This window comes from Tenacibaculum sp. 1B UA, from assembly GCF_033978845.1.
Taxonomy (GTDB): domain Bacteria; phylum Bacteroidota; class Bacteroidia; order Flavobacteriales; family Flavobacteriaceae; genus Polaribacter.
Map to the genome: position 1 here is coordinate 1 of NZ_JAKVUA010000018.1, position 15,679 is coordinate 15,679.

At 32.6% G+C, this 15,679-nt stretch carries 13 protein-coding genes; 8 read left to right on the forward strand and 5 right to left on the reverse strand.

The window, feature by feature from the left end:
* Positions 1 to 155 precede the first annotated feature (155 nt).
* Positions 156 to 3,011, reverse strand: a complete 2,856-nt coding sequence (gcvP, locus tag MK851_RS12650; RefSeq protein WP_320244264.1) for an aminomethyl-transferring glycine dehydrogenase — start codon at positions 3,009 to 3,011, stop codon at positions 156 to 158.
* Between the two features lie 131 nt (positions 3,012 to 3,142).
* Between gcvP and MK851_RS12655 the strand changes: the two genes are divergently transcribed.
* Both MK851_RS12655 and serA read left to right on the forward strand, forming a co-directional pair.
* Positions 3,143 to 3,952: a hypothetical protein gene (locus tag MK851_RS12655; RefSeq protein ID WP_320244265.1), complete on the forward strand. Its 810-nt coding sequence runs from the start codon at positions 3,143 to 3,145 to the stop codon at positions 3,950 to 3,952.
* 167 nt (positions 3,953 to 4,119) lie between these two features.
* Complete coding sequence (serA, locus tag MK851_RS12660) at positions 4,120 to 6,012, forward strand: phosphoglycerate dehydrogenase (protein ID WP_320244266.1); 1,893 nt, start codon at positions 4,120 to 4,122, stop codon at positions 6,010 to 6,012.
* A 66-nt stretch (positions 6,013 to 6,078) separates the two neighbouring features.
* Here serA and MK851_RS12665 read toward each other — a convergent pair whose 3' ends face one another.
* The 3 genes from MK851_RS12665 to MK851_RS12675 are packed head-to-tail and all read right to left on the reverse strand — an operon-like array spanning position 6,079 to position 7,941.
* Positions 6,079 to 6,531: a hypothetical protein gene (locus MK851_RS12665; RefSeq protein ID WP_303507009.1), complete on the reverse strand. Its 453-nt coding sequence runs from the start codon at positions 6,529 to 6,531 to the stop codon at positions 6,079 to 6,081.
* A 57-nt stretch (positions 6,532 to 6,588) separates the two neighbouring features.
* Positions 6,589 to 7,155 (reverse strand): Crp/Fnr family transcriptional regulator, encoded by a 567-nt coding sequence (locus MK851_RS12670; protein WP_303507007.1) that lies wholly within the window; start codon positions 7,153 to 7,155, stop codon positions 6,589 to 6,591.
* Between the two features lie 9 nt (positions 7,156 to 7,164).
* Entirely contained in the window at positions 7,165 to 7,941 is a 777-nt protein-coding gene (locus MK851_RS12675) for an IclR family transcriptional regulator (RefSeq protein ID WP_303507005.1), read from the reverse strand.
* Between the two features lie 148 nt (positions 7,942 to 8,089).
* Here MK851_RS12675 and kynU point away from each other — a divergent pair, with 148 nt between their 5' ends.
* Together kynU and MK851_RS12685 are read left to right on the forward strand one after the other, a co-directional pair.
* Positions 8,090 to 9,349 carry a kynureninase gene (kynU, locus tag MK851_RS12680; RefSeq protein WP_320244267.1) on the forward strand — a complete coding sequence of 420 codons (1,260 nt, stop codon included), beginning with the start codon at positions 8,090 to 8,092 and terminating at the stop codon, positions 9,347 to 9,349.
* Entirely contained in the window at positions 9,349 to 10,746 is a 1,398-nt protein-coding gene (locus MK851_RS12685) for an FAD-dependent oxidoreductase (protein ID WP_320244268.1), read from the forward strand. Before kynU ends, MK851_RS12685 begins: the two co-directional genes overlap by 1 nt.
* A gap of 4 nt (positions 10,747 to 10,750) precedes the next feature.
* Here the strand turns inward: MK851_RS12685 and MK851_RS12690 are convergent, their stop codons facing one another.
* Positions 10,751 to 11,509: a helix-turn-helix domain-containing protein gene (locus tag MK851_RS12690; RefSeq protein WP_320244269.1), complete on the reverse strand. Its 759-nt coding sequence runs from the start codon at positions 11,507 to 11,509 to the stop codon at positions 10,751 to 10,753.
* Positions 11,510 to 11,744: 235 nt separating this feature from the next.
* Here MK851_RS12690 and MK851_RS12695 point away from each other — a divergent pair, with 235 nt between their 5' ends.
* Genes MK851_RS12695 through MK851_RS12710 form a run of 4 tightly spaced genes read left to right on the forward strand, consistent with a single transcriptional unit; the run spans position 11,745 to position 15,675 of the window.
* Positions 11,745 to 12,140 (forward strand): molecular chaperone Tir, encoded by a 396-nt coding sequence (locus tag MK851_RS12695; protein ID WP_303506995.1) that lies wholly within the window; start codon positions 11,745 to 11,747, stop codon positions 12,138 to 12,140.
* A gap of 11 nt (positions 12,141 to 12,151) precedes the next feature.
* Positions 12,152 to 12,865: a PspA/IM30 family protein gene (locus MK851_RS12700; RefSeq protein ID WP_303506993.1), complete on the forward strand. Its 714-nt coding sequence runs from the start codon at positions 12,152 to 12,154 to the stop codon at positions 12,863 to 12,865.
* A gap of 2 nt (positions 12,866 to 12,867) precedes the next feature.
* On the forward strand, positions 12,868 to 13,578 hold the full coding sequence (locus MK851_RS12705; RefSeq protein ID WP_303506991.1) for a hypothetical protein: 711 nt from the start codon (positions 12,868 to 12,870) through the stop codon (positions 13,576 to 13,578).
* Positions 13,579 to 13,605: 27 nt separating this feature from the next.
* Positions 13,606 to 15,675, forward strand: a complete 2,070-nt coding sequence (locus MK851_RS12710) for an SPFH domain-containing protein (protein WP_303506989.1) — start codon at positions 13,606 to 13,608, stop codon at positions 15,673 to 15,675.
* Positions 15,676 to 15,679 lie beyond the last annotated feature (4 nt).

Sequence of the window (15,679 nt, forward strand, 5' to 3'; positions counted from 1 at the left end):
CCAAAGTTTAAATGGTGTGGCTCCTAATATTTTTAACCAAAACTGTCAACGAATTAGTTAACCTTTACAGAAATGACCGTTTTAGCGTAGTTTATAAAAGCAAAAACCTCATCTTTTTTTGATGAGGTTTTTTGAATTTGTATTGAATGTTGTTTTTAAGCTTCCGCCTCCATATAATCTTCAATAGGGTTACAAGAGCAAATTAAGTTACGATCACCAAAAGCATCGTCTACACGACGTACAGAAGGCCAAAACTTATTGTCTGCAATATACTCTAAAGGAAATGCTGCTTGCTTACGAGAGTATGGTAAATCCCATTCATCAGCAGTTAACATTTCTTGTGTATGAGGTGCATTTTTTAGCGGGTTGTTAGGAGTTTCCTTGATTGCTTCAGCAATCTCTTTTCTAATAGAGATTAAGGCATCACAAAAACGATCTAACTCAGCTACACCTTCAGATTCTGTCGGTTCAACCATAATCGTTCCAGCTACTGGGAAAGATACCGTAGGAGCGTGGAATCCGTAATCCATTAAACGTTTTGCGATATCAGTAACTTCAATTCCGTTTTGTTTAAACTCACGACAGTCTAAAATCATTTCGTGAGCTGCACGGTTCATTTCTCCTGTATATAAAGTGCTATAATGCCCGCTTAAACGTTCTTTGATGTAGTTTGCGTTTAAAATTGCATTCTTAGTAGAGTTTGTTAACCCGTCAGCACCTAACATAGTAATGTATCCGTAAGAAATTAAACATACCAATGCAGAACCCCAAGGAGCAGCTGAAATAGCAGTAATGGCATTGTCACCACCAGTTGCTATTACTGGATTGGTTGGTAAAAACGGAACTAATTGTGGCGCTACACAAATTGGTCCAACACCTGGTCCACCACCACCGTGAGGAATCGCAAATGTTTTGTGTAAGTTTAAGTGACAAACATCGGCACCAATAGTTGCAGGATTTGTTAATCCTACCTGTGCGTTCATGTTTGCACCGTCCATATATACTTGCCCGCCATTATCGTGAATAATTTGCGTAATTTCTTTAATAGCCTTTTCAAATACTCCGTGAGTAGATGGGTAGGTAACCATTAAAGCAGCTAAATTATCAGCATGTTTTTCAGCTTTAGCACGTAAATCTTCTACGTCGATATTTCCTCTTTCATCCGTTTTAGTAACTACCACTTTCATACCCGCCATAACAGCAGATGCAGGGTTGGTTCCGTGAGCAGATGCAGGAATTAAACAGATGTTTCTGTTGGTGTCTCCATTTGCTTCGTGAAATGCTCTAATAGTCATTAATCCAGCAAATTCACCTTGCGCACCAGAGTTAGGCTGTAAAGAAGTACCTGCAAAACCAGTAATAACGTTTAATTGGTTTTCAAGGTTATCTAACATGATTTGATATCCTTCTGCTTGGTTTAATGGTGCAAACGGGTGAATATTCCCCCATTGAGGATTGCTTAACGGTAACATTTCAGAAGCAGCATTTAACTTCATGGTACAAGACCCTAAAGAAATCATTGAATGATTTAATGCTAAATCTTTACGCTCTAATTTTTTGATATAACGCATCATGTCAGTTTCTGATTGATACGTATTGAATATATCGTTATCTAAGAAAGAAGTTGCTCTCTTTACGTCTGTTGGAATTACATCTGTAGTAGTAAATTCAGTAACTAAAATGTCTTTGATATTGAATGCTTGTTCGAAACAATCAACAATTTCGTTGATTTCTTTTAATCCAACGGTTTCATTTACAGAGATTGAAATATGATTTTCATCAATGTAGTTAAAATTGATTCCGTTTGCTTCTGCTACAGGGCGTAATTTGTCTGCTTCAACTTCAACCAAAATAGTATCAAAATAAGCACTGTTTTTTTGTTTGAAACCTAAATCGTTTAACGCTTTTGCTAAGGATGTAGTGCTTGTGTGTACACGATCTGCAATGTATTGTAAACCATCTTTACCATGATATACAGCATACATACCTGCCATAACTGCTAATAATACCTGTGCAGTACAAATGTTTGAAGTTGCTTTTTCACGTTTAATATGTTGCTCACGTGTTTGTAATGCCATACGAAGGGCGCGACCACCGTCAACATCTTTGGTAACTCCAATAATACGACCAGGAATACTACGCTTATAAGCTTCTTTAGTAGCAAAATACCCAGCGTGAGGCCCTCCATATCCTAAAGGAATACCAAAACGTTGTGTAGTACCTACCACAACATCAGCACCAAATTCAGCAGGAGCTTTTAACTTTACTAACGATAAAATATCAGCAGCAACAGCTACTTTAATATTGTTTGCGTTACAATTAGCTACGAAATCGGTGTAATCATACACTTGTCCATGCTTTCCAGGGTATTGTACGATAGCACCGTAGAATTCTTCAGAAAAATCAAATTCTTCATGATTACCAACTACTAAATCAATTCCGATAGGAATAGCACGTGTTTGTAATACTGATAAGGTTTGTGGTAAAATTTCTTCTGAAACAAAGAACTTGTTTACGTTTGCTTTCTTTTGTGCTCTTTCACGAACATCAAATAATAAAGCCATAGCTTCTGCAGCTGCAGTACTTTCATCTAATAATGATGCGTTAGCTAATTCCATTCCTGTTAAATCACAAATCATAGTTTGGTAATTTAACAAGGCTTCTAAACGTCCTTGTGCTATTTCAGCTTGGTAAGGGGTATACGCAGTATACCATCCCGGGTTTTCTAAAATATTACGTTGGATAACACTAGGTAAAATAGCTTCGTGGTATCCTAAACCGATATAACTTTTAAAAACTTTGTTTTTTGCACCTAATTCGTTAATGTGATTTAGGTATTCATATTCGCTCATAGCAGGAGCTAAATCAAGCTCTTTTTGTAAACGAATATCGTCGGGAATAGTTTCGTAAATCAATTGGTCTAAACTCTCTATGCCAATTGTTTGAAGCATTTGATCCTGATCTTTAACACGAGGACCTATATGCCTTAGTTGAAATGAATTTGTGTTCATTATTGTGTTGTTGTTTTTCGTGCCTCAAAAATAGTGAAATTGGTTGATTTGTTAACGCATATTTTTTTGTTAAAAGCAATATTTTTTTAACCAAAACAACTGGTTATAAACAGAAAAGTTATTTTTGTTAGATGAACCTTTTTAAAAAAGTACTCGATTTTTATATCAACTCTAGCATTCATGTTGCCTTTGCGGTGTTTTCTTTATTTAGAATTACAGAGCTATACTTTGGTTTTTCGTATGATGAATCACTAAGTTTTTTTGTGTTTTTTGCGACAATTACAGGGTATAACTTTGTAAAATATGCTGGTGTTGCAAAACTACATCACCGAAGTTTGACTAAAAATTTACAAATTATTCAAATATTTTCACTGATTTGTTTTTTGTTGATGTGTTATTACGCATGGTTACTTCCATTAAAGACATTATTATTTTTTGTGCCTTTTGGGTTGTTAACTTTTTTATATGCAGTGCCTTTTTTAAGTGGGTTTCAAAAAAACTTACGAAGTATTGGTTATTTAAAAATAGTAGTGGTGGCTTTGGTATGGGCGAGTACTACGGTATTATTGCCAGTATATGCGAGCGAAACTTTTTTTACAAGCGAAATGTATCTATCTGCGGTACAACGGTTTTTATTAGTGGTGATATTAATTCTCCCTTTTGATATTAGAGATGTACAATATGATGCTATTTCTTTACAAACGATTCCTAAAAAAATAGGTATAGAAAACACTAAAAAGTTTGGTGCTGTTTTGTTAGGGTTGTGTTTGGTGTTGGAGTTTATGATTAGTCCTAATACTCATTTTAGAACTGTTTTTTTGGTGTTGTTTTCTGTACTTTTAGTTTTATTAATGAGATCAAAAGTAAATCAATCTAAATATTATAGCTCTTTCTGGGTTGAAGCTATACCTATCTTTTGGTGGTTGTTCTTACTGGTTTAAAATTGAAGCTTTTTAGAGGGGTGAAATCTTAAAAAGTAATAGCTTTTAAAAAGTGTGTTTTCTTTAGTTAAAAACTGAAACTTAAGGGGTTTGTAATATGTGTTTTTAAGAAAACCTTTGTACATTCGTTGCTTAACAACACAACAAGAAAAACACAAATAAATAACATGAATTTAGTAAAACGAAATTTCGTTTTCGATTTCGATAGCACACTAACCAGTGTGGAAGCATTAGATGTTTTAGCTGAAATCACTTTAAAAGGAAATCAAAAAAAGGAAGAGATTATTCAAGAAGTAATCCATATTACCAATCAAGGAATTGATGGAGAAGTGTCCTTTACGGAATCCTTAGAAAAACGTATTCAGTTATTAAGTGCTAAAAAGTCAGATTTACCTTTGTTAATTGAAGAATTGAGACAAAAAGTGTCTCCTTCTATTGAAAGAAATAAAGAGTTTTTTGAGAGCTTTTCTGATGATATTTATGTGATTTCAGCAGGGTTTAAAGAGTTTATTGATCCTATAGTTGCGGAGTATAACATTCCGTCGGAAAGAGTATTCGCAAATACTTTTGAGTTTGACAAAGATGGAGTTATCATTGGATTTGATACAGAAAATCCATTATCTAAACATAATGGTAAGATAGATTGTTTAAAATCCTTAAATTTAGAAGGTGAAGTGCAAGTTATTGGTGATGGGTATAGTGATGCAGTTACTAAAGAGGCAGGTGTTGCTGATACTTTCTTCGCATATACAGAGAATGTATCGAGGGATAAAACGATTGCAAATGCCGACCATATTACGCCGAATTTAGATGAATTTTTATACGTTAACAAATTGCCTAGAAACTTATCATACCCAAAGAACAGAATTAAGATATTATTATTAGAAAACGTACACTCTGATGCTTTTACAAAGCTAACAGGTGATGGGTTTTCAGTAGAAACTGTATCAAGAAGTTTATCAGAAGATGAATTGATTGAAAAGTTAAAAGATGTTCATGTGTTAGGAATCCGTTCTAAAACACAAGTAACTCGTAAAGTTATTGAAGCTGCCGAAAAGTTAATGGTAGTTTCTGCTTTTTGTATTGGTACGAAGCAGATTGATTTAGAAGCTTGTAAAGAGAGTGGAGTAGTGGTTTTTAATGCACCATATAGTAACACACGTTCGGTGGTTGAACTAGCTATTGGAGAGATTATAATGTTAATGCGTAGTGTGTTTCAAAGAAGTACAGAAATCCATAACGGTCAATGGAATAAAACAGCACAAGGTTCAAGAGAGGTTCGCGGTAAAAAACTTGGAATTGTTGGATACGGAAACATTGGTAAACAATTATCTGTATTAGCTGAAGCTTTAGGTATGGATGTGTATTATTATGATGTAGAAGATAAACTGTCTTTAGGGAATGCCACAAAAATAGATACATTAAATGAATTATTGAATATTTCAGATGTAGTTACGTTACATGTTGATGATAATTCAGCAAATAAAAACTACATAGGAAAAGAGGAAATAGCACAAATGAAAAATGGTGCACACTTGGTGAACTTATCTCGTGGGTTTGTGGTAGATATTGAAGCATTAGTGAGTGCGTTAAAATCAGGTAAAATTGCTGGAGCTGCAGTGGATGTTTATCCTGAAGAGCCAAGAAAAAATGGTGATTTTTATACGGAGTTAAAAGGGCTGGATAATGTGATTTTAACACCGCATGTAGGAGGAAGCACTGAAGAAGCTCAAAAAGATATAGCTGATTTTGTTCCAAACAAAATTATGGCATATATCAACTCAGGAAATACGGTAGATGCAGTGAATTTCCCGAATATTCGCTTGCCAAAGCATAAAAACGCACACCGTTTTTTACATATTCATAAAAACGTACCTGGCGTGATGGCGAAAATCAATAAAGTATTAGCAAAATATGAGTTGAACATTACGGGGCAATACTTATCTACTGATGAAAAGGTAGGTTATGTAATTACTGATGTGGATAAAGAATACAATCAAGAAGTGATTACTAAACTTAAAAAAGTAGAAGGAACGATTAAGTTTAGAGTATTATACTAAATCATGTCTTAAACAAATTATATTGTTCAAGGTCTACAGTAAAATGTAGACCTTTTTTATTTATAATTACTTTTTTAAAGTAGAAAAGTACACCCAAACAATAAAAAAGAACTGTAAAGGAACTCTAAACCATAAATAAGAAAGTCCTTTACCATCATAAGTACCCGTTTGATAGTTTAAGTTCTCCAAGCTTGCTTTTATGTTGGCGGGTAACATTAATACAAGGAATACAATAAGAATCCAGCCCGTGGTTTTTTGGTAGTTTGGTAATAGTAAACCAATTGCCAATATAATTTCAAATACGCCTGTTAGTATTACTATAGATGATTTTAAAGGGATAAAATTCGGAATCATTTTACTCATGCCATCTATAAATAAAAAGTGTCCTAAAGCAGTAAATAGCAACATAGCACACATGGCGATTCTGCCAGAAAGAGTATAGTTCACACTTTTTAAAAATAGTTTCTGAACTCCTGTAGAAATTATAAAAATGATTAGTAAAATAAATAATGGTTTCATTGATTAAAATTTTTCTCAAAATTGAATAAACTTTTAAAAACAATCAATGAACTTGGGTTAATAAATTCGTTTTCTAATTCTACTCAACGCTTGTGGGGTTACCCCAATATAAGAAGCTATATATTTTAATGGAATTTGCTTGATTAACTCAGGTCTTTCATGAAAAAGGTTAAGATATCGTTCTTCAGGGGTGTTGTTTAATAAAGAAAGCTCTCGTTTTGACTTTAGCAAGAATAAACTTTCGGCATTTTTTCTTCCAATTTCATTACCAATAGAAGTATTTTGATAGATGCTTTCTAAATCATTAGAAGATAATCTCCATAAAACAGTAGGAGTCAACGTTTCAATACTATATTCAGATGGAGTTTGTGTTAAAAAAGAGTCATAAGCACTTATAAAGCTATTTTTAAAAACAAAACCAAAGGTAACATCGTTTTCAATTTTTGGAATAAACAATCTTAAAACCCCTTCCTCAACAAAAGAAAGGTAATTTTCTGTTTCTCCTTTGATCAATAGTATTTCCTTTTTTTGAAGCGTTTGTTTTTTTAGTTTAGAAGAAAAGTAATCTGAATCTTTATCAGAAATGTTAGCAAAAGATTGTAAAAGTGTTTTAATTTGTTTCATGATTCAATTTTATAATCTATTAAAATCACTTAGTCTATTTTCTATCTCAGCAGCACCATTCTGTAAGATTTTTATATAGCTAGCAACATTTTCCATTTTAAACCTACTGGAAGGTCCAGATGCGCTCAATCCAGCAATAACCTTTCCTTTTTTGTTGTATATGGGTATTGCAATACATACCAAACCAATTTCAAACTCTTCAATATCTAAAGCAAACTTTTGTTGCTGAATTAATTGTATTTCCTTTTTGAGCTTTGAGGTTGAGGTAAACGTATTTTTAGTGAATGATTGCAGTGTAACTGAACTAAAAAAAGTTCTTTGTGTTTCTAACGAAGAAAAAGCTAATAATAATTTTCCAATTGCGCTGCCATTAATAGGGGCGTAAGAACCAATAGAAGTGCTTATTTTTAGTCCTTGTAAACTGTCTGCTTTATTAATGTGTAGTACTTGTTGTTCTTTTAAAATACCCAACAAAACAGTTTCCTTAATTTCTAAGGCTACTTTTTGTATAGACTCGTTAGTTAAGTTTCTTAGTGATTTATAGATAGCAACACGGTTCCCTAATTCAAATAATTTACTTCCTAGTTGGTATTTTTCGTTGTTGTTTTGTTGCACAGCATTTAACGAAACTAAAGTGCTTAATAATCTGTATACGGTACTCTTGTTATAGCCAGTTATAGTAGCTAATTCTCTAACACCCCATTCTTTTTTATCATTAGTAAAAGCATCTAAAACAGTAAATGCTTTGATGATGGACTGATTTAAATTTTTAGAACCTGTATTCATTTTTTTTTAAAAATATTGACTAATATAATAAAAGTTGGTAAGTTTATAAAACGCTGTTTTAGTATATGAAACACTTTGGTTTTTATTTTGAGTCAAAAATGAAGTATCTTTAGTGTCTTTAAAATGGTTTTTAGAAATAAAGATAAGTATGCACAAACCAACACTTGATTACGCACAACAACTAGATAAAGAAGATAATTTAGCGCATTTAAGAGCGCAGTTTCATATTCCAAAAGATGCCGAAGGAAATGACTGGTTGTATTTTACGGGGAATTCTCTTGGATTACAACCTAAACAAACGCAACAATACATTCAACAAGAATTAGACGATTGGGCAAAATATGGAGTAGAAGGGCATTTTGAAGCTCGAAATCCATGGATGCCATATCATGAGTTTTTAACCAATTCGATGGCAAAAATTGTAGGAGCAAAACCATTAGAAGTGGTGGTGATGAATACCTTAACAACCAATTTGCATTTGTTAATGGTATCGTTTTATCAACCAACTAAAACAAAGTATAAAATTGTTATAGAAAGTGATGCTTTTCCTTCGGATAGATATGCAGTACAATCGCAATTAAAATTTCATGGTTTTGATACTGAAGAAGGATTGATAGAATGGAAACCCCGTGAAGGAGAAGAGTTATTACGAATAGAAGACTTAGAGAAAATAATTGATGAACAAGGTGATGAAATAGCTTTGTTGTTGATAGGTGGTGTGAATTATTATACAGGACAGTATTTAGATATCAAACGTATTGCAGAAATTGGACACGCTAAAAATTGCATGGTGGGAATTGACTTAGCACACGGTGCTGGAAATATTTCTCCAGAATTGCACAATAGTGGAGTTGATTTCGCTGCTTGGTGTACCTATAAGTATCTAAACTCAGGACCAGGAAGTTTAGGAGGCCTATTCGTACATGAAAAACATGCGCACAATAAAGACTTACCTCGTTTTGCAGGATGGTGGAATCATAATAAAGAAACTCGTTTCAATATGCGTCAACCCTTTGATGTAATGGCAGGAGGAGAAGGTTGGCAGTTGAGTAATCCGCCTATTTTATCGATGGCAGCAATTAGAGCTTCGTTAGATATGTTTGAAGAAGTAGGAATGGAAGCGTTAAGAGCTAAATCGGAAAAATTAACGGGTTATTTTGAATATCTAATCAATCAGATTGATACGGCCAGTATTAAAATAATTACACCATCTAACCCGAAAGAAAGAGGGTGCCAATTATCTATTCAAGTAAAGAACGCAGATAAAAGTTTGCACAAAAAATTAACCGAAAATAATATTATTACCGATTGGAGAGAGCCTGATGTAATACGTTGTGCCCCTGTGCCAATGTATAATAGTTTTGAAGATGTGTTTAGAATGGTTGAAATATTAAAAGAATTACTGTAATGAGTAAAAAAGATAACATAGTAATTATAGGTGCTGGTTTATGCGGAAGTTTATTAGCACTTCGTTTAGCGCAAAGAGGGTATAAAGTAGTTATATATGAAAGTCGTCCAGATTTACGAGTTACCGATATTTCAGCAGGACGTTCTATCAACTTAGCATTATCTGATCGTGGTTTTAAAGCACTTCGTTTATGTGGTGTAGAAGAAAAAGCGCGTAAAATTTGTATTCCGATGTACGGACGTTTAATGCACGATAGAGAAGGGAATACGTTTGCTTCTAATTATTCAGGTAGAGAAGGAGAATATATCAATTCTATTTCGAGAGGAGACTTAAACGGAATCTTATTAAACGAAGCGGAAGCACACGAAAATGTAAGCATTCATTTTAATACAGAATGTACTTCGGTAGATATTGAAAATACGGTAGCGCATTTTAAAAACTACAATACGAAGGAAGAGTTTTCAGTAGATGGAGATGTGATTTTTGGAACAGATGGTGCAGGGTCTGCATTGAGGAAAAGCTACTATTTAGAAAGAAAATTCTTGTTTAGCTATTCGCAGAATTTTTTAACACACGGATACAAGGAATTAGAAATTCCTGCAGACAAGTTAGGAAAACACCAAATTAGTAAAGGTCATTTGCATATTTGGCCTCGCGGAGAGTATATGTTAATAGCTTTACCTAACTTGGATGGAAGTTTTACGGTAACCTTGTTTTTAAGTTACGATGAAGGAGAGTACAATTTCAATAGCTTAACTACGGAAGAAAAAATAACTGAGTTTTTTGAAAAAGAATTTCCAGATGCCTTAGCGTTGATACCGAGTATTAAAGATGAGTTTATTAACAATCCAACAGGAGCTTTAGGAACGGTAAAATGCTCGCCTTGGCATTATCAAAATAAAACTTTGTTACTAGGAGATGCAGCACATGCGATAGTTCCGTTTTATGGACAAGGAATGAATGCCTCTTTTGAAGATGTAACTGTATTTGATACAATTTTAGATGAGCACGAAGGAGATTGGCAAGCTACTTTTAAAGCGTATGAAAAAGCGCGTAAAGAAGATACCGATGCGATTGCTGATTTAGCTATCGATAATTTTTACGAAATGCGTGATCATGTAGCAAATCCATTATTTAAACAAAAGAGAAAATTAGAAATGGATTTAGAAAAGACCTTCCCAACAGAATATTTTTCAAAGTACTCTATGGTAACTTTTAATGAAGAGATTCCGTATGCAGAAGCGATGAAAAAAGGACGTGCACAAGACAAAGCCTTATTAAATATGGTAGCGCATAACGATTTAGATACGGTAACTGATTTAAATGAGGTGTTGGAAAAAGTACAAGAAGAAACCAATGAAATCTTAGAAGAAGATAAAATAGCAGGATTTAGGTAACTGTTTACTGTGATTCTCTTTTTAGTTTTAAAAGCTCTTGTTCTAAAAAAGAAAGTTTGTTTTCTATCGAGGTGTTAAAATCAGGAACTCTGTTAAAAAGCACATATTGTATTTTCCATAATTCTTTGATGTCTTTAAAAGGAAATACTTTATCAGGTATATTTTTATGATCTGCACATAGTGTTATAGAATTATTATTAATATAAAGCCTACGTAGTATTAGTTCGTTTTTAACAAGAGTAAGAGCAAGTTCTCCGTTTTTTAAGTTCTTTATGGTGTTGTTTGGTGTAAATTCTCCTATTACTATGTCGTTAGGGTAGAATCCGTTATCGTGATTGGCCATTTCTAAATTTGAAATGGTGTAGGCTCTAAGTTTTTTTTGTGAGTTAATAGGGAGTTGAATTTTAGGTAAATTATTAATGAAAGAAGTTTTATTGTAGTGTTTGAGGTACTGTGTAGCTACTTTTTTAGTGATACAAGGTATTTTAGTGGTGGTTTCTTTGGAGGTTTTTTCTGTTTCTAGAGTTAGGTTCTCTTTGAACTGGAGTAAATTATTAACAGTAAGTTCTGAGGTTAGTAGGTTGTCTATAGGAATGCTAAAATAATTAGCAATTTTTATAATAGTATCAATTTTAGGTTCGCTTCTACCTTCTTCATAAGCACCTAAAGTGGCTCTTTTAAGATTGAAAAGTTCAGCAAAAGCTTGTTGGCTTAAGCGTTTAACACTTCTTATTTTTTTTATGTTTTTACCAAAAAACGACATATTTTGCTAATTTTATTTGCTAATTGTTTTTGTTTTTGTATATTTGAGCAAACAATATTAGCTAATTATTTTTGTTTTTGCTAATTTTTTTAGTTTAAAAATTAGAGAGAGGATGTTTAAATATTAAAATTATGTAACTAAATAATATTGTGTTAAGTGTCTTTAAATTTTAGAAACTTTTTGTAATATTATCGTTTAAAAAGAATGCTATACAAACTAATTAAACTACTTGAAAATGAATGCACATTTTAGTAAGGTAAAGATTTTTTTACTAGAGTTAAACTTCAATATTGTAAAAGAGAATCAAGAAGAAGGGATTTTTGTTGTTGAGAAAGAAAACGAAGGAATTAAAAACTTAATTATAGGAGTTGCAAATCCAATTATAATTTTTGAACAATATATCTTTAAAATTAAAGAGCCTAATCAAGAAATTTTTAGGAGTTTACTGCAAAAGAATAGAGATATAATCCACGGAGCTTTTGTCTTAGATGAAAGTGGAGAACGTGTTATTTTTAGAGATACACTTCAATTAGAGAATTTAGACGCCAATGAGTTTGAAGCTAGTTTAAACTCACTTAGCTTACTCTTAAGTGAATACTCAGATCACATTATTAATTTTTCAAAATATTAAAAAAAATAGATATGAATTTTTTTAAAAGACTTTTTAAAATAGGGCAATCAGAAGCAAATTCTGCGATAGATAAGATGGAAGATCCTATTAAAATGACAGAACAAGGAATTAGAGACTTAAAATTAAACCTTGAGGAAAGTTTAGAATCCTTAGCGCAAGTAAAAGCATTGGCTATTCGAGCTAAAAACGATGTAGAAGAGTTAACTTTTAAAAGTCAAGATTATGAGCAAAAAGCGATATTAATTTTGAAAAAAGGACAAAAAGGAGATATGGAACTTTCTGAGGCAGACAGACTAGCGAAGGAAGCTTTAATGAAAAAAGAAGAAATGAACCATAAAATATTAATGGTGAAAAAAGAAGAGGTTCAATTTAATGACTCAGTGAGTAAATTAGAATATAATATTCAGGAAATTAAACAGAATATTAGCAAATGGGAAAATGAGTTGAAAACATTAAAAGCTAGAGTTAAAGTTTCTAAAGCAACAAAGAATTTGAATAAACAAATGGCTGATGTTGATAGTACAAGTACAGTTTCTATGTTAGAACGCATGAAAGAGAAAGTAAAACAAGAAGAGGCTCTAGCTGAAGCTTATGGGGAAATAGCGAAATCTTCTAAATCAATAGATCAGGAACTGTCAGAGGCGGCAGATGTAACTGAAACTTCAGCAGAAGAAAGTCTGTTAAAATTAAAAGAAAAATTAGGGTTAAATAATAAAGAAGAATAAAATTGAACACTTTTACTGATATTATATTTTCATCTGTTAACTTACCACTTACAATACTGGTAATTATACTGTTGTTGTATTGGATAGTGACAATGATTTCAGGAGTTGATTTCGATTTAGATATAGACGTAGACATCGATGCAGATTTTGATATTGATACAGATTCAGGAATAGAAGGAGGAAATGCAGATTTTCACGATGTTTCAAATGCAGAAGTAAATAAAGAGGATGTATTAGGAAAGAAAAGAAAACCACTAAAATGGTGGCAAATATTTCTGATTTATTTCAACTTTGTAGGGCTGCCTTTTATGTTCACATTTACATGTTGGATTTTTATTTGGTGGATTTGTACAGCATTTTCTACTGTTTTAACAGGTAGTATAAATAATAGCTTTGGTTTTGTGCTAATGTTAATAGGTTTTTTACCGTCGCTATTCATCAATAAAATATTCACAACACCTTTTAAAAATTTTTTTAAGAACTTGAATCAACATGGAGATCTACCGATAGAAATAGTAGGTAGAGTAGGTGTTTCTTTATCTAGTATTAAAGAAAAAAAATTAGGTTCAGCCGAAGTAAAAGCTGAAGGGACTTATTTGTCAATAAATATTAAATCATTAGACGGGAGTCCAATACAATTTAGAGAGCAAATCTTGATTATAAAACAAAGTCAGGATAAGTCTTTTTATTACGCACAATCATATATTAATTAAAACAAAAATTTTTTAAAAAAAAGAACTATGACAAACAGTTTATTACAGGTTATTGGAGTAGGAGTAGGTTTAATTCTATTTCTTATTGTTTTATATTTTGCTATAATAGCAATGTTCTACAAAAAGGTACCACAAGGGGAAGCTTTGATACGTACAGGTTTTGGAGGTACCAAGGTGGCTACAGATAAAGGGATGTATGTAATACCTGTGTTTCACAGAGTAGAAATAATGGATATATCTGTAAAGAAAATTCAAATAGAACGTTTAGGTAATGATGGATTGCTTTGTAAAGATAACATGCGAGCAGATATTAAAGTTGCCTTTTTTGTAAGAGTTAATAATGAAGTAGAATTTATTAAAAAAGTAGCACAAACTATAGGTTGCGACAGAGCATCAGATATTTCAACTTTAGAAGACTTATTTGAAGCCAAGTTTTCAGAAGCGTTAAAAACTGTAGGTAAAAAGTTTGAATTTACTGAGTTATATGAGGCGCGTAGGGAGTTTAGAGATGAAATTGTAGATATAATTGGGACAGATTTAAATGGATACACGCTTGAAGATTGCGCAATTGATTATTTAGAGCAAACATCAGTATCTTATTTAAAAGCTGATAACATTTTAGATGCAGAAGGAATAAAAAAGATTACTGAACTAACTGCAGTACAAAATGTTAAGGCGAATTTAATTAAAAGAGACGAAGAGAAAACGATTAGAAAGCAAGATGTAGAAGCTCGTGAAGCTATTTTAGAGTTAGACAAACAATTGGCAGAAAAAGAAGAGCAACAGAAACGTGAAATAGCTAATGTTAAAGCTAGAGAAGAAGCTGAAATCTTAAAAGTTAACCAAGAAGAATTATTAAAGTCTGAGTCGGCAAGAATAGTAACAGAAGAAAAGGTACAAGTTGCAGAGGAAAATAAACAAAGGCAAGTTATTGTAGCAGCTAAGAACAAATTACGTACAGATGTTGTTGAAACTGAAAGAGTAGAAAAAGATAGGATGTTAGAAGCTACTGAACGTGAGCGAATTGTTACATTAGCTCAGATTGAAAAAGAAAAAGTAGTTGAGGTAGAAAAGAAAAACATACAAGATGTTATTCGTGATCGTGTTACTCTAGAAAAAGGAGTGGTTGAAGAACAAGAGAATATGAAAGATATTCAGGCGTTTAAAACAGCAGAAAGGGAAAAACAAGTAGCTATTACATTAGCAGAAGCAAAAGCTCAAGAAGATTTAATTAAAACAATTAAAGAAGCTGAGGCTCAAAAAGAAGCTGCAAAACAAAAAGCAGAAGAAATAAATATTGAAGCACAGGCACACAAAGAAGCAAGTGAAAAGGAAGCAGAGGCTCGTAAGACATTAGCAGATGCAAAAGCAAAAGAAGAAGCTACTTTAGGAATGTCAGAAGCACAAGTAATGCATGCCAAAGCAGATGCTAGCGAACGCTTTGGTACTATGGAGGCTCTTATTATAGAGAAGAAAGCAAAAGCTGAGGCTGTTGGAGTTGAAGCAAAAGCAGAAGCCTTAAGGAAAGAAGGAATGGCAGAAGCTGAAATTATAAGAGAAAAAGCCTTAGCAGATGCAGCTGGAATAGAAGAGAAAGCAGCAGCAATGAAAAAGTTAGATGGTGTTGGTAAAGAACATGAAGAGTTTAAACTACGTTTAGAAAAAGATTTAAAAGTAGATTTAGCACATATTAACATCCAAAAAGATATTGCAGATGCACAAGCTGATGTTATAGGACAAGCATTAAAGTCTGCTAATATTGATATAGTAGGAGGAGAAACAATGTTCTTTGAGCAAATCATGGGGCAAATCACCAAGGCAAAAGGACTGGACAAGATGATTGAAAACAGTAGTAATTTACAAGAAGTAAAAGACGCTATACTAAGTAGTGATGATGTAAAAGGGAATTTAATGGAACGTGTAAGAGATTTTGCAGTGAAATATGGAATTTCTTCTGAGGATATTAAAAATTTAACAATTGCTAATTTGCTAATGAGTTTAAAAGATAGAGCAACATCTGCTGATGATCAAACACTCTTAGGAAACCTTTTTAGTTTAGCAAAAGGATTAGATATTTCTAATAAAAAGATGAGTTAAAATA

Excerpts from the sequence above, each read along its gene's own strand:
- MK851_RS12710 (WP_303506989.1), top strand. The coding sequence starts at position 13,606 with ATGACAAACAGTTTATTACAGGTTATTGGAGTAGGAGTAGGTTTAATT.
- MK851_RS12670 (WP_303507007.1), bottom strand. The coding sequence starts at position 7,155 with ATGAAACAAATTAAAACACTTTTACAATCTTTTGCTAACATTTCTGAT.
- gcvP (WP_320244264.1), bottom strand. The coding sequence starts at position 3,011 with ATGAACACAAATTCATTTCAACTAAGGCATATAGGTCCTCGTGTTAAA.
- kynU (WP_320244267.1), top strand. The coding sequence starts at position 8,090 with ATGCACAAACCAACACTTGATTACGCACAACAACTAGATAAAGAAGAT.
- MK851_RS12700 (WP_303506993.1), top strand. The coding sequence starts at position 12,152 with ATGAATTTTTTTAAAAGACTTTTTAAAATAGGGCAATCAGAAGCAAAT.
- serA (WP_320244266.1), top strand. The coding sequence starts at position 4,120 with ATGAATTTAGTAAAACGAAATTTCGTTTTCGATTTCGATAGCACACTA.
- MK851_RS12690 (WP_320244269.1), bottom strand. The coding sequence starts at position 11,509 with ATGTCGTTTTTTGGTAAAAACATAAAAAAAATAAGAAGTGTTAAACGC.
- MK851_RS12655 (WP_320244265.1), top strand. The coding sequence starts at position 3,143 with ATGAACCTTTTTAAAAAAGTACTCGATTTTTATATCAACTCTAGCATT.
- MK851_RS12675 (WP_303507005.1), bottom strand. The coding sequence starts at position 7,941 with ATGAATACAGGTTCTAAAAATTTAAATCAGTCCATCATCAAAGCATTT.
- MK851_RS12665 (WP_303507009.1), bottom strand. The coding sequence starts at position 6,531 with ATGAAACCATTATTTATTTTACTAATCATTTTTATAATTTCTACAGGA.
- MK851_RS12685 (WP_320244268.1), top strand. The coding sequence starts at position 9,349 with ATGAGTAAAAAAGATAACATAGTAATTATAGGTGCTGGTTTATGCGGA.
- MK851_RS12695 (WP_303506995.1), top strand. The coding sequence starts at position 11,745 with ATGAATGCACATTTTAGTAAGGTAAAGATTTTTTTACTAGAGTTAAAC.